Below are 21281 nucleotides of genomic sequence, written 5' to 3' on the forward strand. Positions count from 1 at the left end.
CATTGAACTGTTTCCGCTCTAGGGGTGGCCGGATGGAGATTAGGGGTCGAAGACGGTGGAGGAGCCGTGCCGGGCGCTCGTTTAATGGTGCGGCGCGGGCCTTTGGAGCCCGGCGGGAACCGATGGGCCCCGCCCGTGTCGCGGGGCGGGGGCCGGGGCCGAGAGGGCGGCACATGACGACGAACCTCACCGGGAAGGTGGCCGAGCTGCACTCCCTGCGCGAGCAGGCGCGGCGTGGACCCAGTGACCGGGCGACCGAGGCCCAGCACGCGAAGGGCAAGCTGACGGCGCGCGAGCGCATCGCGCTGCTCCTCGACGAGGGTTCCTTCAAGGAGGTCGAGCAGCTGCGCCGGCACCGGGCGACCGGCTTCGGCCTGGAGGGCAAGAAGCCCTACACCGATGGTGTCATCACCGGTTGGGGCACGGTCGAGGGCCGCACGGTCTTCGTCTACGCGCACGACTTCCGGATCTTCGGCGGTGCGCTGGGCGAGGCCCACGCCACGAAGATCCACAAGATCATGGACATGGCCATCTCGGCCGGTGCCCCGCTGGTCTCCCTCAACGACGGCGCCGGCGCCCGTATCCAGGAGGGCGTCTCCGCGCTCGCCGGTTACGGCGGCATCTTCCAGCGCAACACCAAGGCCTCGGGTGTCATCCCGCAGATCTCGGTGATGCTGGGCCCGTGCGCGGGCGGTGCGGCGTACTCGCCGGCCCTGACGGACTTCGTGTTCATGGTCCGTGACACCTCGCAGATGTTCATCACCGGCCCGGACGTCGTGCGCGCCGTCACCGGTGAGGAGATCAGCCAGAACGGCCTGGGCGGCGCCGACGTGCACGCCGAGACCTCGGGCGTGGCGCACTTCGCGTACGACGACGAGGAGACCTGCATCTCCGAGGTCCGCTACCTCATCTCGATGCTGCCCTCCAACAACCGCGAGAACCCGCCGGTCCACGAGACCTCCGACCCGGCCGACCGCCGCTCGGACGTCCTGCTGGACCTGGTCCCCGCGGACGGCAACCGCCCGTACGACATGCACAAGGTGATCGAGGAGCTCGTCGACGACGGGGACGTCCTGGAGATCCACGAGCGTTGGGCCCGCAACATCATCTGCGCCCTGGCGCGGCTGGACGGGCAGGTCGTCGGCATCGTCGCCAACCAGCCGCAGACGCTGGCCGGCGTCCTGGACATCGAGGCCTCCGAGAAGGCCGCGCGCTTCGTCCAGATGTGCGACGCCTTCAACATCCCGATCATCACCCTGCTGGACGTGCCGGGCTTCCTCCCGGGCGTCGACCAGGAGCACGGCGGCATCATCCGCCACGGCGCCAAGCTGCTGTACGCGTACTGCAACGCCACCGTCCCGCGGATCTCGCTGATCCTGCGCAAGGCCTACGGCGGCGCGTACATCGTCATGGACTCCCAGTCCATCGGCGCGGACCTCACCTACGCCTGGCCGACCAACGAGATCGCGGTCATGGGCGCCGAGGGCGCCGCCAACGTCATCTTCCGCAAGCAGATCGCGGAGGCCGAGGACCCCGAGGCCATGCGGGCGCGCATGGTCAAGGAGTACAAGGCCGAGCTGATGCACCCGTACTACGCGGCCGAACGCGGCCTCGTCGACGACGTCATCGACCCCGCCGAGACCCGCGAGACGCTGATCGGCGCCCTCGCGATGCTCCGCAGCAAGCACGCCGACCTGCCGTCCCGCAAGCACGGCAACCCGCCGCAGTGACCCCTGGAAAGGCACAGATCGCACCATGACCGCCCAGCCCAACGGCGTGACGCCGCCGCTGCCGCCGACCGAGACCGACAGGACGCTGCACTTCGCCGGTCAGGCCACGTTCGGCCGCGTACCCCGCCTCGACCAGGTGGAGAAGGCGGACATCGCCGTGGTCGGCGTCCCGTTCGACGGCGGTGTCACCTACCGCCCCGGGGCCCGGTTCGGCGGCAACGCCATCCGCGAGGCCTCCCGCACCCTGCGTCCCTACAACCCGGCCCAGGACGTCTACCCCTTCCACTACAGCCAGGTCGCGGACGCCGGGGACATCAGCGCCAACCCGTTCAACACGAGTGAGGCGGTGGAGACGATCGAGGCCGCCGCCGACGAACTGCTCGACACCGGGGCGCGCCTGATGACGCTGGGCGGCGACCACACGATCGCGCTGCCGCTGCTGCGCTCCGTGGCCAAGAAGCACGGGCCGGTGGCCGTCCTGCACTTCGACGCCCATCTGGACACCTGGGACGACTACTTCGGCCAGCAGTACACCCACGGGATGCCCTTCCGCCGGGCCGTGGAGGAGGGCGTCATCGACACCTCCGCCCTCTGCCACGTCGGCACCCGCGGCCCGATCTACGGCAAGAAGGACCTCGACGAGGACGCCAAGCTGGGCTTCGGCATCGTCACCTCGGCGGACGTGATGCGGCGCGGGGTCGACGAGATAGCCCAGCAGCTGCGCGAACGGGTCGGCGACCGCCCCCTCTACGTCTCCATCGACATCGACGTCCTGGACCCGGCCCACGCCCCCGGCACGGGCACGCCCGAGGCGGGCGGGATGACCTCCCGCGAACTGCTGGAGATCCTGCGCGGGCTGTCCGACTGCCGGCTGGTCTCCGCCGACATCGTGGAGGTCGCGCCCGCGTACGACCATGCGGGCATCACCTCGATCGCGGCCTCGCACGCCGCCTACGAGCTGATCACGATCATGTCCAAGCAGATCGCCCCGATCCGCTGGGGGATGGGCGGATAGGCCCTGAGCCACCCGTCGAGGGCGCGGCCGGCGCAAGGGTGCCGGCCGCGTCCACGTTTCGTCGAATTCACCGTGCCGAAACCATCAAGGCGCCGTGCACCTGCCCTTCTCGGACATGCTCTTCCTTCGGGAACGGAGGGCGCGTTCGCCACCCCGCCCGTTAAGCAATTTCCGTGCGCGGGGCTTCCGCTCGGCATTCCTCCGCCATGCGTACCTCTCGCGTAAATAAAATGCAGTTAAACAGGCGAGGACTTGTCGTGCCCACAGCGAAAAAGGGCACCCGTGGTACCACTTCGCAGCCGAATTCCAGCCTCACGCCCGGCCCGGAACCGGGCACCGTGGGGGAGAGCCCGGACCACCCGACCCGGACGCGGCCGGCTCCGCACCGCGCGGCCTTTCCGGCGGTGACGTTCCCTCAGACCATGGCCCGGCCGAGGCCCCTGGTCATCCTTTCGTTCATAGAGTTCACGACCCGCCGGCCCCGCAGCGGGTCCGTCAGGCCGCCGCCGTCCGTGAGTCGGGGCGACCGCCGGCCCCGGCCCCGGTTCCGGGTCCGGGTGCAGGGACGTTCGCGGGCGCGATCCGGTAGCGCCGGCACGTCCTGGCGAGCGGGCGCCGGCGCCGGTCGGTGAAGACCCCGTGCACCTCGTAGGTACCGAACGCGGCGTGTCCCATGGGGAGGCGCTCGGGCTGGAGGTGGATCTCGTAGGGACCGCCGGCCCGGAAGCCGCCGAGCGGGGTTTCGTGCGCCTCCTCGACGGTGCCGTCCCGGACCCGGGTCTCGGTGTAGGTGAGCCCGTCCACGTCGCGGCCCAACCGGAAGACGAGGCACAGCGTGACCCATGCCCCTTCGGGCAGTTCGACGGGATCGGGCCGCTCAGGGCCGGGGGTACCGCCCGTGCACCCCGCACCCTCGGTGAGCAGGGCCATCTCCACGAGCTGGAAGTCGGTGGTTGCCCGTGAGTCATCCATGGCCCGCCCCTGCCCCGGACGCCCGCCGGGAAACAGCCCACCCGCCGCGCCCCGATCGTCGCGCGAATGTTCGATATGAGGGGCGGGGGCATCCTCGACCATGACAGGGCGGAGTCCTGCGTACGCGGTGGCCGTCATCCAGGCCTCCCCTTCGGCCGCCCCATGGGCGCCCACGGTCACGTGTCGTGCCGGCGCGTCGCCGGTGTCCGTCCGGGCGCTTGTTCGTTCCGGTTCCGGGCAGGAGCGCCTCTGGATGGCCGGACCGGCCCGACCGGCGTAACGTCGAACACCGCGCTCTCGCGCAGGCCTCGATCCGCCACCGGGGCTCCGGACACGTGAACCGCTGCTGATCGATCGAAGGGCCGCAATGCGATGTCCACCACCACGTCCCCTTGCCGCACGCCGGCAGCCGCCGCTCGGCCGGTCGGCCCGTTGACCCTCGGGGTCGAGGAGGAGTTCCTCCTCGTGGACCGCCGGACCAGAGCCCCCGCAGGCCGCGCGCCGGACGTGCTCGCCGAAGCACGGCACGCCCTCGGGGAACGCGCGCAGGCCGAGTTCTTCACCGTGCAGGTGGAGGCCTGCACCCTGCCCACGACACGCCTGGCCGACCTGCGCGCCGACCTCGCCCGATCGCGTCGGGTGATGGCCGAGGCCGCAGCCGCCCACGGCTGTCTGCTGATAGCCGCCGGCACCTCACCCCTCGCACCGCACACCCCCTTGGTCGTGACGGAGGGTGACCGCTACCGGCGGATCTCCGAGCGCCACGCGCAGATGCTCGCGGACGGACCGACGGCGCTGTGCGGCTGCCACGTGCACGTGGGCGTCGACAGTCGGCGAGAGGCGCTGGCCCTCGCCGGCCACATGGGCCCGTGGCTGCCCGTGATCGCCGCCCTCGCGGCGAACTCGCCCTACCTCGAAGGCCGCGACAGCGGCTACGCCAGCCGGCGTGCCGTGGAGAACACACGATGGCCGACGACCGGTCCCGCACCCGTCCTGGACGAGGCCGGCTACGAACGCACCGTCTCCGACCTGGTACGACGCGGCGTGCTCCTCGACCGCCGGATGCTCTACTGGTACGCCCGCCCGAGCGAGCACGTCCCCACGCTGGAGATCCGCGTCGCGGACTCCAACGCCGAACTGGACACCGTCGTCCTGCTGGCGGCCCTCGTCCGCGGGCTCGCGGCGACCTTCCTGCCCCGGATCGGCGCCGGCTTCCCCGCCCCCCACCCCGACGGCGCGCAGCTGCGGCACGCCTATGACACGGCGGCCCGGTGCGGCCTGACGGAGCCGGTCCCGGCCGCCGCTCAGCCGGAGTGGGCCGGACGCTCCCGACTCGGCCGGCTGCTGGCCCTCACCGCCCCGGCCCTGGCCGCCAACGGCGACCTGGCCTGGTGCACGGCCGCCGTAGCCCGCCTGCTGGCCGAAGGCACCGGTGCCGACGGACAACGGCGCGCGTACCTCACCTGCGGCCGGGACCTGGCCGGCGTCGTGGACCACCTCGCCTCGGCCACGGCCGCCGCCTGACCCCCTTCGGCCCCGGCCGCGCGTGTGGGCCCCGCCGGGGCGGGGCAGACGCGGAAGCCCACGAAGGAGGCCGGCCATGTCAGGCAGCATGCGGGACAAGCGGCAGCGCCCCGGAATCGGCCGCGAGGAGCAGACCCGCGAGGTCCCCGCCGAACGAACCGAACGAACCGAACGAACCGAAGAAACCCGGGCGGGCGGGCCGCAGCCGGAAGGCCCGCCGGACCGGGCGGCGCAGCCCCGGGCGGGCCGGTCGGGCAGCCGCCGGGGCGACGCGGCCGAGCAGCGGCCGCGGAGGTCGTGACGGGTCAGGGGCCGGAGGTCAGGGCGGTGAGCACCCGGTCCGGGGTGAGGGGCAGCGTCCGGATGCGGCGGCCGGTCGCCCGGGCCACGGCATTGCCGATCGCCGCGGCCGTGCCCACGATCCCGATCTCGCCGATGCCCTTGCTGCCCATGGGGTTGAGGTGCTTGTCGTGCTCGTCGAGCCAGGCGACCTCGACGTCCGGTACGTCGGCGTGCACGGGGACGTGGTAGGAGGCCAGGTCGACGGCCGTGAAGTCGCCGAACCCGGGGTCGAGGGCGCTGCCCTCCGTCAACGCCATGCCCAGCCCCATCACCATCCCCCCGACGAGCTGGGAGCGCGCGGTGACCGGGCTGAGGATCCGCCCCGCGGCGAACACGCCGAGCATCCGGGCCACCCGCACCTCGCCGGTCACCGTGTCCACCCGGACCTCGGCGAACTGCGCCCCGAAGGCGTGCCGGGCGTACGGTGACCGCTGCTTCGCCGACGCCGTGGTGTCCGCGGAGGCCGTCAGCCCGCCGTCCGGGACGGCCCCGCCGTGCCGTGCCACCGAGGAGGCCAGGGCGGTGCACGCGTCGTGCACCGCCCACCCCCAGGAGCCCGTGCCCGAGGAGCCCCCGGCCAGCGAGGCGGCCGGCAGCCCCGTGTGCCCGATCGCCACGGCGACCTGCTCCGGGGCCACGCCGAGCGCCTCGGCGGCGATCAGCCCCAGCACCGTTCGGGCGCCCGTGCCGATGTCGGTGGCGTTGACCTCGACCAGATAGGTGCCGTCCGCCCGGGCGTGGGCCCTCGCCGCCGACGCGGCGGCCCACACCGGGTACGTGGACGCGGCGACCCCCGCGCCGATGAGCAGGCTGCCGTCCCGCCGGGGCGCCCGGCACGCGGGCCACCCGAACCGGGCGGCCCCCTCCCGCAGGCACTCCACGAGGCCGCGGCTGCTGAAGGGGCGGCCGCTGTCGGGTTCGACCCGCGGTTCGTTGCGGACGCGCAGTTCTACGGGGTCCATGCCCAGGGCGTCCGCGAGTTCGTCCACGGCCGACTCCAGTGCGTACATGCCCGGTGCCTCTCCGGGTGCCCGCATCCAGGACGGCGTGGGCACGTCCAGCGGGACGACCTGGTGCGCCGTGAGGAGCGCCGGCGCGGCGTACATGACCCGGGTGGGGACGGCAGCCTGCTCGACGAACTCGCGCACCCGGGAGGTGTACGTGGTCACCTCGTGGACCACTGCCGTGAGGGTGCCGTCCTCGCGGGCCCCCAACCGCAGCCGGTGCAGCGTGGCGGCCCGGTGGCCGACGACCGCGGCCAGGTGACGGCGGGGGAGCGCCAGTTTGACGGGGCGCCCGGTGCGCAGGGAGGCCATCACGGCGAGCACGACGTGCGGCCGGGGGGTGCCCTTGGCGCCGAAGCCGCCGCCGACGTGACCGGAGTCGACGGTGATGCGCTCTTCCGGCAGGCCGAACAGGGAGGCCAGGACGGAGCGGACCATCGTCGACCCCTGGCTGGAGTCGTACACGGTCAGGTGCTCGGCGTCCGGGTCCCAATGGGCGGTCGCCGCATGCGGCTCCATGGGATGGTTGTGCAGCGGCGGAACCTCGTACCGGCAGTCCACGCGGACGGGGGCCGTGTCGAACGCGGCGGCCGCGTCGCCGGTCGAGCGGACGGCCGGATAGCCGCCGTTGACCTGGTCGGGCGTGTACGCATCCGGGTGCTGCTCACGCAAGGTGACGTCGAAGCCGGCCGCGGCCCCGTAGTCGACGCGTACGGCATCGGCGCAGGCCTGTGCGGCCTCGGGCTGCTCGGCGACGGCCAGGGCCACGTACCAGCCGCGGTGCGGTACCTGCGGGTCTTGGAGCACCCGCAGCGTCGGGTCGTCGGCGGCTCCCAGACGCGGCGCGTCGAACGGGGTGAGGACGGCGACGGCGCCCGGTACCGCGAGGGCGGGGGAGACGTCGACGGCCCGCACCCGGCACGGGCCGACGGCGGCGGGGACCGGGCAGGCGTAGAGGCATCCCGGCAGCGTGTGGTCGACCGCGTAGCGGGCGCGGCCGGTGACCTTCTCGGGCCCCTCCCGCCGGGCGGCGGGCCGCCCCGTCACGGTGCCCTTCCCGGTGGCGGGGGATTCCGCTTCCATGATCGCTCCCGTCGCTCTGTCCGGCCGGCAGCGCACCACTGCCGGTCATGCGGGCCGGTCGCCGGCGAGGCCCCCGAGGACCTCGCAGGCCAGGTTGAGGGCCAGCTCCACCTTGAACGCGTTGTCGCGCAGCGGACGCGCCCGGCCGAGTTCGGCGTCCACGGCGGTGCGCAGGACCGCCGGCGCGGGTTCCGTGCCCAGCAGCAGCTCCTCCGCCGTCCGGGCCCGCCAGGGCCGGTGGGCGAGCCCCCCGAAGGCCAACGCCACGCGCCGCACCCGCCCGTCCGACAGCTCCAGGACCGCGGCGACCGAGACCAGGGCGAAGGCGTACGAGGCCCGGTCCCGCACCTTGCGGTACCGCGACGGCACGCCGAACGCGCCGGGCGGCAGCAGGACGGCGGTGAGCAGCTCGCCCGGCTCCAGCAGGGTGTCCCGGTCGGGCCGGTCGCCGGGCAGCCGGATGAAGTCCCCGACGGGAACGGTCCGGGTTCCCCGGTCCGCCGGACCGAGGAGCTCCACCTCGGCGTCGAGGGCGGCCAGCGCCACGGCGAGGTCGGAGGGGTGGGTGGCGACGCAGGACGCGGAGTGGCCGAGGACGGCGTGGTCCCGGGTGATGCCGTCGAGGGCCCCGCAGCCGCTTCCGGGGCGGCGTTTGTTGCAGGGCTTGGCGGTGTCCTGGAAGTAGGGGCAGCGCGTGCGCTGGAGCAGGTTGCCGCCCGTGGTCGCCACGTTGCGGATCTGGGCCGAGGCCCCGGACAACAGGGCCTGGGCCACGACGGGGCAGCGGCCGCCGACGAGCGGGTGGGCGGCCAGGTCACTGTTGCGGACCCCGGCGCCGATCCGCACACCCCCGTCGGGCGTCCGCGCCACGCTGCCGTCGAGGAGCCGGCTCACGTCCACGACGGTGTCCGGCTCGGCCACGCCCAGTTTCATCAGGTCCACGAGGTTCGTACCGCCCGCCAGGTAGGCGGAGCCCGGCCGGCCACCGTGCGCCTCGACCGCACCGGCGAGATCGGCGGGGCGTACGTACGCGAACTCCTTCATGCGATCACGTCCCGCACGGCGTCGACGATGCGGGGGTAGGCGCCACAGCGGCACAGGTTGCCGCTCATGCGCTCGGCGATCTCGGCGCGGTCCCACCGCGCGGCCTCCCCGGCGCTCCCGGCATCCCCGGCGCTCCCGGCGTCCTCGGCGTCGCCGGCCTCCCGGGCGGCTTCGGCGAGCAGGCCGACGGCCGAGCACAGCTGTCCCGGCGTGCAGTACCCGCACTGGAGGGCGTCGCGGGCCAGGAACGCCTCCTGCAAGGGGTGAAGGCGTCCGTCGGCGGCCAGCCCCTCCACGGTCGTCACCTCGGCCCCGTCCACGGCGACGGCCAGCAGCAGGCAGCTGTCGACGCGCCTGCCGTCCACCAGGACCGTGCACGCCCCGCACTGCCCGTGGTCGCAGCCCTTCTTCGCCCCGGTGAGCCCGACGTGCTCGCGGAGCGCGTCGAGCAGGGTCACCCGGTGGTCCAGGTGCAAGGCGTGCGTCTCCCCGTTGACGTGGAGGACCACGTCCGAGGCGGAGCCGTCGCGGCCGTCCATACCCGCCCTACCACCGGTACCGCGGGCCGCCGCCGGCCCCGGGCCGGGCCATGAAGAGGAACACAACCATCCGTATCGACCTCCGAGGCCCCGCCTGCCCAGCCCGCCGCCGTGCATGCACACCGGAAGCACATCTTGCACCTGCCCGCCTCCGCTGCGGAAAGCACCGCGCCGGAAAGCACCGCGCCGGAAAGCACCGCGCCGCGGATCACGCAGGGTCGGCCACGCGGGCGTGGATGGTCTTCCCGCCGCCGGGCGCGGGCCGGACCGCCAGCTCCTGCGCCAGCTGGTTGACCAGGATCCAGCCCCACCCGCCCACCCCCTCGACATGGGGCGGGCGCTGGACCGGCGGATCGGGGCTGGTGTCGGCGACATCGATGTCGACGCCGTCCTCGGACCGGGCCAGGCGCAGGGAACAGGGGCCCGCGGTGTGCCGGACTGCGTTGGTGACGAGCTCACTGACCACGAGCAGCGCGATGTCCGCCGTGGTGCGGGCGACCGGCCGGCCCGCCCGGGCGGCGTCCTGGAGGAAGTGGAGCGTGGCGGACCGCGCAGTGGCTGCGGCTTCCGCATCGGCATTCAAGTACAGGCGCTGTTCAAGCTGGAGAGCCATCCCTTCCCTTCCCTCCCGGCATCCGGGTCTCCCACCGGATCACGGCACTGGAGTGCCGCCGGTGGTGTTGGTGATCTCGCCCGTGACGAGGAAGTAGTCCGTGACGACCGCGCCCTTCGTCACGGCGCGGTCGAGCAGGGCAGGCCTCGGCACGGGGTCCATGGCGGTGCTCCTCGGCGGGGACTGCTCCTGCCGGGGGAGGTCCGGCTTTGGACGGGCGGTGGTGGGGCCGGTTGCCGGGTCGTTCACCGTGCTGTCCCTCCTCCGCATGCGGTGCCCTCTTCGCGCCCCTTCCCCTGTCCGGCCCCGGCTACACCCGGGAGGGACGCCGACGCCGCCCGGCCTCGCACGGGCCGCGGGGCGAAATGCGTGGAACGTACCGCTTCCGCAACGCCAGAGCGGGCAGGTGGTCGAGTGCACCGGCCGGTGTGGCACTTCCGGCCCCGCACGATGCCGAAGGGGGCGTCATGGACGAGCCCGGGACGGCCAGGCCGCCCGGCGGCTTCGCGCCCAGGCGGCGGGACTTCACGACGGCGGACGTCGACCGCATGTGCGAGTTCCTCGAGGCGGTGTACGGCACGTGCATCGAGATCCGCGTTCCGGCCCCGGCCCCCGCGCAGTACCGGATGTCCTGCGTCGACACCGCCTCCGTCGGCGTCGGCGAGCTGGAACTCCCGGGCACCCTGGACTTCACCAGCGGTCCGCCGAGACTGTTCGTCGTCGTCACGGTGCGCTCGGGCCACATCGCTCTGGAGGACGGTCGCGAGGACCACTGCTTCGGACCGGGCAGGACCTTCCTCGGTGGTCGTCCGGGCCGGCCCCGGACCGCGCGGACGGAGGACGCCGTCGTGGACGTCCTCGCGCTCCCCTGGGCCGTGGTGCAGGCCACGGCCCGACAGGCCGTCCCCGCATGCCGGCGGCCCGTACGGTTCACCGGCCTCGCCCCGGCCGACGAGGCCCGGGCCATGATGTGGCAGCGCACCGCCGAGTTCGTGCGCCGGTCCCTGCTCAGCCGGGAGGCACCCGTACCCCCGCTCGTCCTCGGCGAGGCCGGACGGCTGCTGGCCGCCACCGCGCTGGCGGTGTTCCCCAACGACGTCGTCGCGCACCCCCTCGACCGGCCGGAAGGCCGCGATTTCACCTCGGACACCCTGCGCCGTGCCGTGGTCTTCATCGAGAACAACGCGGACCGGGACATCGGACTGGCCGACATCGCCGGGTCGGTGCCGGTCACCCCCAGGGCCGTGCAGTACGCCTTCGCGCGGCATGCGAACACCACGCCGCTCGCCTTCCTGCGCCGTGTGCGCCTCGCCCAGGTCCACGCCGAGTTGAGGGCCGCGGCACCGGCCGGCAGCGGCACCACGGTGACGGAGGTCGCCTCGCGATGGGGCTTCACCCACGCCGGCCGGTTCGCGGCGGCCTACCGGGACGCGTACGGCACCTCGCCTTCGCAGACCCTGCGGTCCCCCCTCGCCGGCTGACCGCAGCGCAGAGGGCCGCGTGACGCGGCAGGCGCGGCAGCGGACGCGGCAGGCCCCGAGTGGGTCTGCGGTCACGCCCTTGTGGAACCCACCGTCTGCTGTGGACACCCACCGTCTGCGCCGCGCCCGCGTCACCCGGCGTCTGCCCTCGGGGCGCCGGTTCCCTCGTCCTCGATCCCCTCGATCCCCTCGATCCCCTCGATCTCCTCGATCTCCTCGAGCTCCTCGATCACGTGGACCGCGGCCTCCTCGGCCGCTGCGGCACCCCCGTCGATGCCCACGTCGCTCGCTCGAACGGCGAGCCGCCGCCCCGCATCGGCGTCGTACACGGCAGTCAGGCGGCCTGCCCGCACGGTGCCGGCCTGCGGATCGATCGGTTCGCCGTCGCCGCCCGGCAGGTCTCCGACTCCGTTGTCCTCACCCGGTTGCGTCGGGTCGGGTTCCGGGACCTCCCGGGCCAGGCGGTCGTCCAGGCTCTCCCCGGTGCGCTGCTCGCGCCGGGTCGTGCCGTGGTCGGTGACCGCGTACGGGCGCTCGGGCGGCGACTCGCCGGTGTCGAGCCGCTCGTCGAGTCCGGGCTCGGCGAGGGTGTTCTCCAGGTCCGGCTGCATCTCGCCGGGCTGGTCCGGGTCCGGCAGCTGGTACACGTTGTCGCCTGTCGGATCGGTGTCGCTCATGGTGTGCGCCTTTCACTGGGCGTCCGCTGCTCCCCGCCCCGCCCTGCGGATACCCGCGCTCCACGCCCCGTACCGCCCCTTCCGGAAATCCTGGCGCGACCGGCACCGCATGGGACGGAAGCCGGCAGGGCAGACGCCGGCGGCGAGGGGGACGAGGGGTGGAACCGAGCGGACCCGGACCCGGACCCGACCACGAGGGAGCAGGACGATGAAGGTTGCGGACTACGTGTTGCAGCGGTTGCGGGATTGGCGGGTGAAGCACGTCTTCGCCTACCCGGGCGACGGCATCAACGGTCTCCTCGCGGCCTGGGGACGGGCCGAGGACCGGCCGCGGTTCATCCAGGCGCGGCACGAGGAGATGTCCGCCTTGCAGGCCGTCGGCTACGCCAAGTTCTCCAACCGGACCGGGGTCTGCGTCGCCACCTCCGGACCCGGCGCGATCCACCTCCTGAACGGGCTGTACGACGCGAAGCTCGACCACGTGCCCGTCGTCGCCATCGTCGGGCAGACCGACCGCAGCGCCATGGGAGGCTCCTACCAGCAGGAAGTCGACCTGCTCTCGCTCTACAAGGACGTCGCCTCCGACTACTGCGAGATGGTCACCGTCCCCGAGCAGCTGCCCAACGTCCTCGACCGGGCCATGCGCATCGCCGCCACCCGCCGGGCACCCACCGCGCTGATCATCCCCGCAGACGTGCAGGAACTCGACTACGAGCCGCCCTCCCACGTCTTCAAACAGGTCCCTTCCAGCCTGGGCGTCGGCCACTACGCCCCCGTGCCCGCCGACGATGACCTCGCGCGCGCCGCGGACATACTCAACGCCGGCGCGAAGCCGGCGATCCTCATCGGGCAGGGCGCCCGGCACGCCCGCGCCGAGGTCGAGCAGGTCGCCGACCTCCTCGGCGCGGGCGTCGCCAAGGCGCTGCTCGGCAAGGACGCACTGCCCGACACCCTGCCGTACGTCACCGGCGCGATCGGGCTGCTCGGCACCAGGCCGTCGTACGAGATGATGCGGGACTGCGACACCCTGCTCGTGGTCGGCTCCAGTTTTCCCTACACGCAGTTCCTGCCCGAGTTCGACCAGGCCCGCGCCGTCCAGATCGACATCGAGCCGGCCATGGTCGGCCTGCGCTACCCCTTCGAGCTCAATCTCGTCGGTGACGCGGCCCAGACGCTACGGCGCCTCGTACCGCTGCTGGACCGCAACCCGGACGGCGCCTGGCGCGAGACGATCGAGAAGGGCACCGCACGCTGGTGGGAGGTCATGGAGCGGCGGGCCGAGGTCCCTGCCGAACCCCTCAACCCGGAGTACGTGGTGCACGCGCTGGACGGGCTGCTGCCGGACGACGCGATCATCACCGCGGACTCCGGGTCCGCCGCGAACTGGTACGCGCGGCACCTGCGGATGCGCGACGGCATGCGCGGCTCCCTCTCCGGCACCCTCGCCACCATGGGCCCCGGTGTGCCGTACGCGATCGGCGCGAAGTTCGCCCACCCCGACCGTCCGGTGATCGCACTCGTCGGGGACGGCGCGATGCAGATGAACGGCCTGACCGAACTCCTCACCGCAGCGAAGTACTTCCCTCAGTGGTCCGACCCCCGGCTGGTCGTCGCGGTGCTGAACAACCAGGACCTCAACCAGGTCACCTGGGAGATGCGGGCCCTCCAGGGCGCCCCGCAGTTCGAACCCTCGCAGAGCCTTCCCGACGTCCCCTACGCCGAAGTCGCCGCCCTGTTCGGCCTCGACGGCGAACGGGTCGAGACGCCCGGGACGGTGACACCCGCTTGGCGCCGGGCGCTGGCCGCGGACCGGCCGTACGTGATCGACTTCCGGACGGACCCGGCCGTGCCCCCGATCCCGCCGCACGCCACCTGGGACCAGATCAGGTCCGCCGCCACGTCGGTGCTGCGCGGGGACAGCGACCGTTCCGCCGTGGTCCGGCAGGGGCTCAGGGCCAAGCTCCAGGAGTTCCTGCCGGGTGGTGGCGGAGCGAGCTGACGGTGGCGGGCCACCGCCGGAAATGCTTCGTGTTCCGGCCCGGGGGGCCAAGGGTTTCGTTCTCGGGGCTGCACGACACCGGGAGAGGGGTCATCGTCGTGGTCACGACCAGGTACTCGCCCGCAGTCGGTCGGCGCCACCGAGAGGAGCTCTCCCGTGCGGTCGGCACTCCGTCTCAGCATGCGCTCCGCGGCCCCCGGCGTCCGCGTGCTGGAAGTCGCCGGCCAAGCCGATTTTGAGACCGGCTCGCTGCTGCGCGCCGGACTGGTCCAGGCACTGGCCGAACTGCCCGAGCCCGACGCACTGGTCGCCGACTGCTCGGGGCTGGAATTCTGCTCGGCGGCCTGCCTGAACGAGTTGCTCCGTGCCCGCAAGGCCGCGATGCTGCGCGGGATCGCGTTCCGCCTGACCGGTGTCGGCCGGCAGATGGCCCTGGTCCTGCGTCTGACGGAGACGGACACGGTGTTCGACGTGGGGCCCGCCCGGGAGCCTTGTACGCCACCGGCCCGGGCGACCCGGTGGTACGGCACTGCGTCCGGCCCCCGCGGTCCAACGGTCCCGGGCTGCCCGTCGGGGGAGACTACTTCCGTGCCCTCGTGACACCGTCGCCGAGGTCCGGGCGGGCAGCGGGCGGGGGATCCTGCACGGCAAGGGTCGCCCATACGGTCTTGCCGTCGGCCCGTCGGCTGACGCCCCAGGCGGTGGCGAGGCCGTCGACGATGTGCATGCCGTGCCCGTGGGGTTCGGCAGGCCGGTACGGCCGCAGGAGCGGCACCAGGCTGCTGGGATCGGACACGCCGACGGTGAGCCGGCCGCCATCGAGGTCGAGTTCGAGGTCGATGCCGGTCGGCCCCTTCGTGTGGACGCAGGCGTTGGTGAGCAGTTCGCACGCCACGAGGACGGCGTTCTGAGCCACGTTCCGACCCAGTCGGTCGGCGATCTCCGACAGCCTGCCGCGGACGAAGTCAAGCCCGGCACCGGGCCTGGTGACGGGGGTGTCCCCGAGGTCCCGGTGATAGTGCAGGCGATGTCCGATCATGACTGCTCCCGCTCCGCGCGTGCCCTCACCGCGCCGCAGTAACCCCGTATCGCCGGGCAACCCCCGGTCGTTCGCTCCCCGGCCGCCGGCGCCCGTGGTTTCGCTCCCGGGGCTCCGCGGGACTGCCGGGGCTCGCTTGCGGGCCGTCGTCACGCGGCGCGCAGCCGGTCGGCCGCGCCACGGGTCAGGCCCACGCGCACCAGGCCGTCGGCGAACCGGGCGAAATCGCGCCGAGGGACGAGCTCGGCGAGTCCCCCCGGTGTACGGGGCAGGCCGACGCGGGACGCCGCGTCACGCACCCGCGCATCGGCGAAGGGCCGCAGCTCGGGCCAGACGGCCTGGACCTCACGGCAGAAGATGTCCGCCCCGGCAGGGCCGATCCGCGGTACTTCCTGGAGGAGCTCCCGCACCCGGGCGGGGTCACCGCCGGCCTCGTCGCGGAGGGCGCGCAGGTCGCCGTTCCACCGGTCGAGCAGCAGCTGCGCTCCCTCGTCGAGGGCGGTGGCCGTGCTTTCGTCGTACCTGCGGTAGTGCGCCCGGCCGAGCGCGTCGACGCGGTCCTGCCACTCGGAACCGGCCATCCGCCGGGCCGTGCGGAAGCCGTCCGCGAACAGCTCCCGGGCGGCCGCGACCGCCGTGGCCGCACGGATGGGCGCCGACAGCAGGACGCACAGCACCAGGAGCTGGTAGAGCGGAGCGGGAGTGTCACGCAGCCGGATACCGGCCTCGTGCACGTACGTCTCCCCGTAGTCGCGCAGTATCCGGCGGGCCGTCGCCTTCGTCGAGTTCATCGGGGTGTCCTTGCCGAGTCGTCCTGCGGGCGGACACGCCCGCCCGCCCGTGCCGGGAGGCGCCTGCCCCGCCTCGCGGACCGCATTCCCGTTCCGGGGGAGAGGAAGGTTGGACCGCACGCCCGCGGGGCAGGCGCAGGCGGTCCGGGACACCGGACGCGGACCTCCGGGAGGCACAGCCGTGAAGGGCAACGAAGAGAAGCGGCAGAAGCCGGAGCAGGGCCGTGAGGAGCAGCCGCAGAAGCATCCCGGCCCCGACCCGGTCCACCCCGAGGCCAGCAAGCCGGTCGCCGGCAAGAGCCCCGAGGAACTGAGAAGGCGGCAGGAGCGGCAGATGGCCCGGGGACACGCGGACGACACGGAGTGACCCCCGGCCGCGCGGCGGGGCCTACGGCGGGACCTACGGCGGCCCCTCGTCGTACATGCCCGCCTCGACTTCCAGGGCCAGTTCCTGGAGGACCTCGATCGAGGAGACGTCCGTCCGCCCGCTGTCGTGGGCGATCGCCAGGCTGGTGAACGCCAGGCTGAATCCGGAAACCATCGTGTGCAGGGCGGGGCCGAGCGCTCTGGAGACATGGTGCGCCACCTGCTGCGCAGACGCGTCGGCCGGCACTCTGATCGACGGCAGCATCTCGTTCAGGAGCAGCGTGGCCACACCGTTGCCCGCTGCCGGAACCTCGACGTCCTCACCGGCCTCCGCGGCCATGCGGAGGTCCTGCGCCTCGGTCAGGATGCCGATCACTCGCTTGAGTATCTCTGCACGTTCCATCTTGCGGAGCGTAGCCCCGCGCCCCCCGGCCCGCCGCCGGAGCCGCGGTCCGGCGCGGCAGCGCCGTGGGCACGCGGACGGGGGCCGTCCGTGTCCGTACGGCCACGGACAGGCCGCAGCGCGCTGCGGCGGGCGCGGGTGGATGCTGGAGGAGGACCGAACCCGTTCCGGCTGCAGGGAGGAGCCCGTCATGAGCAGCACGGAGGTGACCGTGGTGGTCAGCGACTGCGCCGAGGAGGACGCCCGCGCCGTCTTCGCGACCCTGGACGCGGCCTTCACGGCGGAGAAGACGACCAGGCCGCGGTCGGGCACGGGGGCGACGGTCTGGACGTCCGCCTACGACGTGGCCGCCCCCGCCGAAGAGAGCCCGGCGGCCCCGGCCCCTCTGGCACACCAGGTCAGCGTCGAGGCCCAGGGCGGTTACCGCGCAGTGGACCAGCTGGTGGCCGTGCTGGACTCGGCCTTCGTGATCGACACCGTGGGGACCGCCGCCGGCGACCAGGAGAAGGACATCCACCTGCGGATCCACGGCCGCGCGAGGGTGTGAAACTCCCGTTCCGGGTCAGGGGGCCCATGAGAACGGCTTCACCGAAGGGCCGCGTGGCGGCACCCCTTCTCCTCGTGCCGCGCGGCCGACGGGCTGGAGGACGTCCCTTCCAGCCCGTCTTCCACGCGCAGGGCGCCCCGGGCCCCGCTACGTCTGCGCGTTCTACCGTTCCGTTCGGGGAAAGGCGAGCGTCGGACGCCCCGGGGCTCACGGCTGGACCGACCGTCGTACGTCGTCGGCACGTCAGGCCCGGGCCCGGGCGCGGCAGGTGGCGAGCAGCGGGTGGTCGGGGGACACGGCCCCCTCCAGGACGGCGACGGAACGGCGTACGAGCGTGAGCGCCTCCGCCCGCAGGCCGCGGTCTTCCAGGACCAGAGCGAGGTTGTTCAGCGTCACGGCCAGCTCCGGGTGGTCCGGGCCGAGGACCGTCTCCTTGACGGCCAGCGCGCGGCGGAAGAGCTGCTCGGCCTCGACGAGGCCGCCGCGCCGGTATGCGAGGGACGCCAGGTTGTGGCACGTGACGGCGGTCTCGTGGTGCCCGGGGCCGAGGACACGGCCGAACACCTCCAGGGCCTCCCGCAGCAGCCCTTCCGCCTCCTCGCGCCTGCCCAGCCCGTCCAGGATCGCCGCCAGGGCGGCGCGGTCGGCGGCCACCGCGGGGTGGTCGGGACCCAGGATCCGCTCGCTCAGGGCCACCGAGCGGCGGGCCAACGGCTCGGCGGCGGCGAAGTCCCCGCGCGCGTGCGCCAGGCCCGCGAGGTTGTGCCAGACGGTGGCCAGCTCCGGATGGGCGGGGCCGCCGGCCTCCACCAGCACCGCCCAGACACGCCGGTAGAGCCGCTCGGCCTCGTCGAACTCGCCGGTGTACTTGCAGGTGACGGCCAGCTCGTTGAGGAGCTCCGCCCGCTCCTCCCGGCCGTCCGGCGCTGCGGCGCCCTCGGCCCGGTCGAGGGCCGTGCGCAACAGGGCCTGGGCCCGCCGGTAGCGGCCCCGCATCCGGTACACGGCGGCGAGCCCGCACTGTGCGCGGGCCACCAGTCGGGCCTGCTCGCCGGACGGCGTCTGCCGTCCGGCCACGGTGAGCGCCCGCCGCAGGACGTGCTGGGCCCGTTCCAGGTCGCCCAGCGCCCGGTGGCGGTCGCCTTCGACGAGCAGGGCCCCGACCAGTGCCGCGTCCTCGATGTCGCCCTTCTGCTCGGTGTCCCTGTGGCCGGTGCGTTCAGTCACGGGTCAGGACGGTTTCGTTGTGGTTCTTGCTCAGCCCTCCGAGCGGTCCTGGAACGCGGACCTCGGGGCTGCTGAGCGTGGTCGGGTGATCGCTCAGGGCCTGGTGGGCCTGGGCGTGCGCCTGGGCGGGGCCGCCCAGCGCCACTGCCGCGCCGCCGGCCAGCGCCAGCGAGGCCATCGCCGTGGCGAGCCGGCGCCCCGCGGCGACTGCGGAATTCCTGTCGGGCCTGGACATCGCCGTCTCCTTTCTCTTCCTCGGGTCACGTGGGGGAGTGCCCTCCAGGAAACGGCGGAGCGGTGAGCGGATCAAGCCACGTGATCCCGTGGCTTGACAGGGCGGACGTGCTCTGCCCGGGCGCAGCGACCCGCCCCCTGCGCGGCGTTGCCTCCCGCACCCGGGCCGAGGCGGACCACTCTGTGCACGCACTGGTCCCCGAGGCACTCGCCGAACTCGACGACGAGTACGACACCCTCCAGTACGGCGACAGGACCGCCGAGGAGATCGCTGCCGAGGTCACTGCGGAGGCCCGTGGTCTCGCGGCGGCGCAGCACCCCCTGACGGCCCGTCGGGCGGGTTCAGCGGCCCAGCGCCCGCAACACCGCCCCGGCCATGGCGCGTTGGCCGGTGGCATTGGGGTGCAGCGGCGCTGCGGGCGAGGTGGGCAGCACGCCCTCGATCCAGGGGGACGCCGAGCAGCTGTCGTGGCCCCTGGTCGGACCGAGGGTGTCGACGTACGTGGCGCCCGCCGCGGTGGCGGCCCCGGCCGTCTTCGCGTTGAGCTCGCCGATGACGGAGCGCAGGAAGCGGAGGTCGCCGGTCGTGACGGGCAGCTTGCCCAGGCACGTCAGCGGATCGTCGGGAAGCACCGACGGGTACCCGACGACGACCACCTGGGCGCGCGGCGCCTTGGCGGACAGCGTGCGCAGACCGTCGGACAGCCGTGCCGCCGCCGAGTCGAGCCGCCTGCTGAGCGTGTCGCCGTAGAAGTCCCGGCAGGGCGACCCGAGGGGATCGGTCAGGGCGAGGCCCGAGCAGACCGCCACGACGTCCACGAAGCCGACGTCGGAGGTGCCCATGTCGTTGCCCCCCAGCGTGACGGTGACCAGGGACGTGTCGGGCGTGACGGCATCGAGCTGCGGGCCGTTGACGACGATCCCGGCGTCCGTCTGCGGCACGGTGAGGGCGCTCACCTTCGCCCCGGTGCAGGTCCTGTCCGTGTACGCGGACGGGGCCAGGGCCGCGGCGACGAGGTGGCCGTAGTTGCGGTCGGAGCGCAGGCACAGGCCGCCGGACTGGGCGGGGACCCCAGCCCCGGCGGCGTAGGAATCCCCGAGGGCCACATACTTCCCCGTGCCGGCGGGCGCCGGGGGCGGGGCCGCGCCCGCGGCCTGCGCGGGGGCAGCGGCGGTGGCCAGGGTGAGCGCGGTGACAAGGAGTGCGGCACCGGCCAGAACGGGCGTACGGCGTGCGGTGCGACGTGCAGCACGCGGTGTTGCGGTGGTGGACACGGTTCCCCCTGAGGAGTGGAGGCGGCACGAGGGAATACGGTTCGATACCGGCCGGTAACGTCCTCGTATCGTGCTGGCCCGGAGCCCGCGCGGGCCATGTGCCGGCACACACACCCGCCCCGCCCCCGTTGTCCCGGGGCACAATGCGCCCCCTGCCGCACGCGGTCGTTTGTAGCCTGCGGGCATGAGCCGCACTCCCGACGCACCCGCCGCGATCGCGCCCGTGGCGGCCGTGCTGCTCACCCGCACCGAGGAACTGGGCACCCGCATGGCCCGCCGCATCCGTGCCGAGGTGGCGTACTATCGGGGCGACGAGCACGTCCCCTTCGCGGAGCTGGCCGCCTCCTGCCGGAGCAACTGCGAGCAGGTGCTCCGGCAGCTCCTCGACGGCGGGTGCGGGGACGGGGCGCCGGCACAGGAGACCGGCCGCCGGCGGGCGCGCCAGGGCGCGCCACTGGCCGAGCTGCTGCACGCCTACCGCGTCGGTTCCGAGGTCCTGTGGTCCGCCATCGCCGCCGAAGCCCGGTCCACCCAGGGCCTCACCACCGAGACGATCATGTCGCTGGCCGCCTGGTGGGTGAACGGGGGCCTCGCGGCGTCGGCGAGCGACGCGTACCGGGAGGAGGCCGCCGAGATGGTGCTGCAGCGCGAACGGGAGCGTTCGGCCATGGTCGAGGCCCTGTTCACCGGCCTGCTCACCGACCGCACCACCCTCTGGGAAGCCGCCGACGTACTCGGCCTGCCGACGGGCGGCCCCTACGTCGTGGTCGTCGCCGAGGTCCCCGGCCCCGGCCGGGAGGCGCTGCCCGGGATCGAGGCGCGCCTCCTCGCCGAACACCTGCGGTCGGCCTGGCGCCTGCTGCCGGACCTCCACGTCGGCGTGGTGGCCGTCCGGCGCCCGGGGGCCGATGACGCGGTCCTGCACGTCCTGCAACGGTCGGCGGCCGTCCGCGTGGGCGTCAGCCCCTCGTACCGCGACCTGCGGGACACGCCGCGGGCGCTCAGGCTCGCCCGCCTGGCGCTCACCGGCGCGCGCGGCCGACCCGCGGGCGTCGCACGCTTCGACGACAGCCCCGCCGCCCTGCTGGTGGCAGCGGCTCCGGACGAGGCCGGACGGATCGCCCGCGCCGTCCTCGAAGGCGTCCTACGCCTGCCGGACGACGAGCAGGACCGCCTGCTGGAGACCCTGGAGTGCTGGTTCGCGGCAGCAGGCTCGACGGCCGACGCGGCGCGGCTCCTGTACTGCCACCGCAACACCGTCCGCTACCGGCTGCACCGGCTGGAGGAGCTCACGGGGCGGTCGCTCCGCGACCCCCGCGCGGTGGCCGACCTCGCCGTGGCGCTCCACGCCCTGCGGCTGATGCCCGAACCCTAGG

The 21281-nt window shown here is 73.7% G+C and carries 23 protein-coding genes; 10 read left to right on the forward strand and 13 right to left on the reverse strand.

Annotation, left to right across the window (positions count from 1 at the left end; all coding sequences use genetic code 11):
- Positions 1 to 173 precede the first annotated feature (173 nt).
- Both ACFVGY_RS15600 and speB read left to right on the forward strand, forming a co-directional pair.
- Entirely contained in the window at positions 174 to 1730 is a 1557-nt protein-coding gene (locus ACFVGY_RS15600) for an acyl-CoA carboxylase subunit beta (protein ID WP_385676708.1), read from the forward strand.
- Between the two features lie 25 nt (positions 1731 to 1755).
- Positions 1756 to 2745 (forward strand): agmatinase, encoded by a 990-nt coding sequence (gene speB, locus ACFVGY_RS15605; protein ID WP_385676711.1) that lies wholly within the window; start codon positions 1756 to 1758, stop codon positions 2743 to 2745.
- A gap of 495 nt (positions 2746 to 3240) precedes the next feature.
- Here speB and ACFVGY_RS15610 read toward each other — a convergent pair whose 3' ends face one another.
- A complete protein-coding gene (locus tag ACFVGY_RS15610; RefSeq protein ID WP_385676714.1) occupies positions 3241 to 3717 on the reverse strand; it encodes a hypothetical protein in 477 nt (158 codons plus the stop codon).
- 372 nt (positions 3718 to 4089) lie between these two features.
- Between ACFVGY_RS15610 and ACFVGY_RS15615 the strand changes: the two genes are divergently transcribed.
- Positions 4090 to 5241, forward strand: coding sequence for a YbdK family carboxylate-amine ligase (locus ACFVGY_RS15615; RefSeq protein ID WP_385676717.1), 1152 nt, complete (start codon positions 4090 to 4092; stop codon positions 5239 to 5241).
- 76 nt (positions 5242 to 5317) lie between these two features.
- Positions 5318 to 5542, forward strand: coding sequence for a hypothetical protein (locus ACFVGY_RS15620; protein ID WP_385676720.1), 225 nt, complete (start codon positions 5318 to 5320; stop codon positions 5540 to 5542).
- A 4-nt stretch (positions 5543 to 5546) separates the two neighbouring features.
- On the opposite strand, the gene ACFVGY_RS15625 is transcribed toward ACFVGY_RS15620, so the two are convergent.
- From ACFVGY_RS15625 to ACFVGY_RS15645, 5 genes are all read right to left on the reverse strand, one after another.
- Entirely contained in the window at positions 5547 to 7670 is a 2124-nt protein-coding gene (locus tag ACFVGY_RS15625; protein WP_385676723.1) for a xanthine dehydrogenase family protein molybdopterin-binding subunit, read from the reverse strand.
- A 45-nt stretch (positions 7671 to 7715) separates the two neighbouring features.
- A complete protein-coding gene (locus ACFVGY_RS15630) occupies positions 7716 to 8714 on the reverse strand; it encodes an FAD binding domain-containing protein (RefSeq protein WP_385676725.1) in 999 nt (332 codons plus the stop codon).
- Entirely contained in the window at positions 8711 to 9253 is a 543-nt protein-coding gene (locus ACFVGY_RS15635) for a (2Fe-2S)-binding protein (RefSeq protein ID WP_385676728.1), read from the reverse strand. The genes ACFVGY_RS15630 and ACFVGY_RS15635 overlap by 4 nt, the downstream gene beginning before the upstream one ends.
- 208 nt (positions 9254 to 9461) lie before the next feature.
- Positions 9462 to 9866 carry an ATP-binding protein gene (locus tag ACFVGY_RS15640; RefSeq protein WP_385676730.1) on the reverse strand — a complete coding sequence of 135 codons (405 nt, stop codon included), beginning with the start codon at positions 9864 to 9866 and terminating at the stop codon, positions 9462 to 9464.
- A gap of 39 nt (positions 9867 to 9905) precedes the next feature.
- Positions 9906 to 10115, reverse strand: coding sequence for a hypothetical protein (locus ACFVGY_RS15645; protein WP_385676733.1), 210 nt, complete (start codon positions 10113 to 10115; stop codon positions 9906 to 9908).
- Between the two features lie 218 nt (positions 10116 to 10333).
- Between ACFVGY_RS15645 and ACFVGY_RS15650 the strand changes: the two genes are divergently transcribed.
- Complete coding sequence (locus ACFVGY_RS15650; RefSeq protein WP_385676736.1) at positions 10334 to 11347, forward strand: helix-turn-helix transcriptional regulator; 1014 nt, start codon at positions 10334 to 10336, stop codon at positions 11345 to 11347.
- A gap of 131 nt (positions 11348 to 11478) precedes the next feature.
- Here ACFVGY_RS15650 and ACFVGY_RS15655 read toward each other — a convergent pair whose 3' ends face one another.
- Complete coding sequence (locus tag ACFVGY_RS15655) at positions 11479 to 12024, reverse strand: DUF5709 domain-containing protein (RefSeq protein ID WP_385676739.1); 546 nt, start codon at positions 12022 to 12024, stop codon at positions 11479 to 11481.
- A 208-nt stretch (positions 12025 to 12232) separates the two neighbouring features.
- Here ACFVGY_RS15655 and ACFVGY_RS15660 point away from each other — a divergent pair, with 208 nt between their 5' ends.
- Both ACFVGY_RS15660 and ACFVGY_RS15665 read left to right on the forward strand, forming a co-directional pair.
- Entirely contained in the window at positions 12233 to 14023 is a 1791-nt protein-coding gene (locus tag ACFVGY_RS15660) for a thiamine pyrophosphate-requiring protein (RefSeq protein ID WP_385676742.1), read from the forward strand.
- A gap of 156 nt (positions 14024 to 14179) precedes the next feature.
- Entirely contained in the window at positions 14180 to 14623 is a 444-nt protein-coding gene (locus ACFVGY_RS15665; protein WP_385676745.1) for an STAS domain-containing protein, read from the forward strand.
- On the opposite strand, the gene ACFVGY_RS15670 is transcribed toward ACFVGY_RS15665, so the two are convergent.
- Together ACFVGY_RS15670 and ACFVGY_RS15675 are read right to left on the reverse strand one after the other, a co-directional pair.
- Positions 14604 to 15062, reverse strand: a complete 459-nt coding sequence (locus ACFVGY_RS15670; protein WP_385676748.1) for an ATP-binding protein — start codon at positions 15060 to 15062, stop codon at positions 14604 to 14606. The two genes, ACFVGY_RS15665 and ACFVGY_RS15670, sit on opposite strands and share 20 nt — an antisense overlap.
- A 149-nt stretch (positions 15063 to 15211) precedes the next feature.
- The gene (locus ACFVGY_RS15675; RefSeq protein ID WP_385676750.1) at positions 15212 to 15853 is read right to left on the reverse strand and encodes an endonuclease; all 642 of its coding nucleotides are present in this window, start codon (positions 15851 to 15853) and stop codon (positions 15212 to 15214) included.
- A 181-nt stretch (positions 15854 to 16034) separates the two neighbouring features.
- On the opposite strand from ACFVGY_RS15675, the gene ACFVGY_RS15680 reads away from it, so the two are divergent.
- Positions 16035 to 16220 (forward strand): hypothetical protein, encoded by a 186-nt coding sequence (locus tag ACFVGY_RS15680; protein ID WP_385676753.1) that lies wholly within the window; start codon positions 16035 to 16037, stop codon positions 16218 to 16220.
- 33 nt (positions 16221 to 16253) lie between these two features.
- Here the strand turns inward: ACFVGY_RS15680 and ACFVGY_RS15685 are convergent, their stop codons facing one another.
- Positions 16254 to 16622 (reverse strand): hypothetical protein, encoded by a 369-nt coding sequence (locus tag ACFVGY_RS15685; protein WP_385676756.1) that lies wholly within the window; start codon positions 16620 to 16622, stop codon positions 16254 to 16256.
- Between the two features lie 190 nt (positions 16623 to 16812).
- Here ACFVGY_RS15685 and ACFVGY_RS15690 point away from each other — a divergent pair, with 190 nt between their 5' ends.
- Entirely contained in the window at positions 16813 to 17169 is a 357-nt protein-coding gene (locus tag ACFVGY_RS15690) for a hypothetical protein (protein ID WP_385676759.1), read from the forward strand.
- Positions 17170 to 17412: 243 nt separating this feature from the next.
- Here the strand turns inward: ACFVGY_RS15690 and ACFVGY_RS15695 are convergent, their stop codons facing one another.
- The 3 genes from ACFVGY_RS15695 to ACFVGY_RS15705 form a co-directional block, all read right to left on the reverse strand.
- On the reverse strand, positions 17413 to 18396 hold the full coding sequence (locus ACFVGY_RS15695; protein ID WP_385676762.1) for a tetratricopeptide repeat protein: 984 nt from the start codon (positions 18394 to 18396) through the stop codon (positions 17413 to 17415).
- A complete protein-coding gene (locus tag ACFVGY_RS15700; protein WP_385676764.1) occupies positions 18389 to 18631 on the reverse strand; it encodes a hypothetical protein in 243 nt (80 codons plus the stop codon). The genes ACFVGY_RS15695 and ACFVGY_RS15700 overlap by 8 nt, the downstream gene beginning before the upstream one ends.
- 341 nt (positions 18632 to 18972) lie before the next feature.
- Entirely contained in the window at positions 18973 to 19905 is a 933-nt protein-coding gene (locus ACFVGY_RS15705; protein WP_385676767.1) for an SGNH/GDSL hydrolase family protein, read from the reverse strand.
- A 184-nt stretch (positions 19906 to 20089) separates the two neighbouring features.
- Between ACFVGY_RS15705 and ACFVGY_RS15710 the strand changes: the two genes are divergently transcribed.
- Positions 20090 to 21280, forward strand: coding sequence for a PucR family transcriptional regulator (locus tag ACFVGY_RS15710; protein ID WP_385676770.1), 1191 nt, complete (start codon positions 20090 to 20092; stop codon positions 21278 to 21280).
- Position 21281 lies beyond the last annotated feature (1 nt).

Source organism: Streptomyces sp. NPDC127106 (genome assembly GCF_042677605.1).
In the GTDB taxonomy this organism is placed as follows: domain Bacteria; phylum Actinomycetota; class Actinomycetes; order Streptomycetales; family Streptomycetaceae; genus Streptomyces.

What these genes read in the sequence shown, in the direction of transcription:
- ACFVGY_RS15685 (WP_385676756.1), bottom strand. Translation starts at nt 16,622, where the DNA reads ATGGAACGTGCAGAGATACTCAAGCGAGTGATCGGCATCCTGACCGAG.
- ACFVGY_RS15675 (WP_385676750.1), bottom strand. Translation starts at nt 15,853, where the DNA reads ATGAACTCGACGAAGGCGACGGCCCGCCGGATACTGCGCGACTACGGG.
- ACFVGY_RS15690 (WP_385676759.1), top strand. Translation starts at nt 16,813, where the DNA reads ATGAGCAGCACGGAGGTGACCGTGGTGGTCAGCGACTGCGCCGAGGAG.
- ACFVGY_RS15660 (WP_385676742.1), top strand. Translation starts at nt 12,233, where the DNA reads ATGAAGGTTGCGGACTACGTGTTGCAGCGGTTGCGGGATTGGCGGGTG.
- ACFVGY_RS15620 (WP_385676720.1), top strand. Translation starts at nt 5,318, where the DNA reads ATGTCAGGCAGCATGCGGGACAAGCGGCAGCGCCCCGGAATCGGCCGC.
- ACFVGY_RS15650 (WP_385676736.1), top strand. Translation starts at nt 10,334, where the DNA reads ATGGACGAGCCCGGGACGGCCAGGCCGCCCGGCGGCTTCGCGCCCAGG.
- ACFVGY_RS15635 (WP_385676728.1), bottom strand. Translation starts at nt 9,253, where the DNA reads ATGGACGGCCGCGACGGCTCCGCCTCGGACGTGGTCCTCCACGTCAAC.
- ACFVGY_RS15710 (WP_385676770.1), top strand. Translation starts at nt 20,090, where the DNA reads ATGAGCCGCACTCCCGACGCACCCGCCGCGATCGCGCCCGTGGCGGCC.
- ACFVGY_RS15625 (WP_385676723.1), bottom strand. Translation starts at nt 7,670, where the DNA reads ATGGAAGCGGAATCCCCCGCCACCGGGAAGGGCACCGTGACGGGGCGG.
- ACFVGY_RS15610 (WP_385676714.1), bottom strand. Translation starts at nt 3,717, where the DNA reads ATGGATGACTCACGGGCAACCACCGACTTCCAGCTCGTGGAGATGGCC.
- ACFVGY_RS15670 (WP_385676748.1), bottom strand. Translation starts at nt 15,062, where the DNA reads ATGATCGGACATCGCCTGCACTATCACCGGGACCTCGGGGACACCCCC.
- ACFVGY_RS15640 (WP_385676730.1), bottom strand. Translation starts at nt 9,866, where the DNA reads ATGGCTCTCCAGCTTGAACAGCGCCTGTACTTGAATGCCGATGCGGAA.
- ACFVGY_RS15700 (WP_385676764.1), bottom strand. Translation starts at nt 18,631, where the DNA reads ATGTCCAGGCCCGACAGGAATTCCGCAGTCGCCGCGGGGCGCCGGCTC.
- ACFVGY_RS15615 (WP_385676717.1), top strand. Translation starts at nt 4,090, where the DNA reads ATGTCCACCACCACGTCCCCTTGCCGCACGCCGGCAGCCGCCGCTCGG.
- speB (WP_385676711.1), top strand. Translation starts at nt 1,756, where the DNA reads ATGACCGCCCAGCCCAACGGCGTGACGCCGCCGCTGCCGCCGACCGAG.
- ACFVGY_RS15600 (WP_385676708.1), top strand. Translation starts at nt 174, where the DNA reads ATGACGACGAACCTCACCGGGAAGGTGGCCGAGCTGCACTCCCTGCGC.
- ACFVGY_RS15630 (WP_385676725.1), bottom strand. Translation starts at nt 8,714, where the DNA reads ATGAAGGAGTTCGCGTACGTACGCCCCGCCGATCTCGCCGGTGCGGTC.
- ACFVGY_RS15655 (WP_385676739.1), bottom strand. Translation starts at nt 12,024, where the DNA reads ATGAGCGACACCGATCCGACAGGCGACAACGTGTACCAGCTGCCGGAC.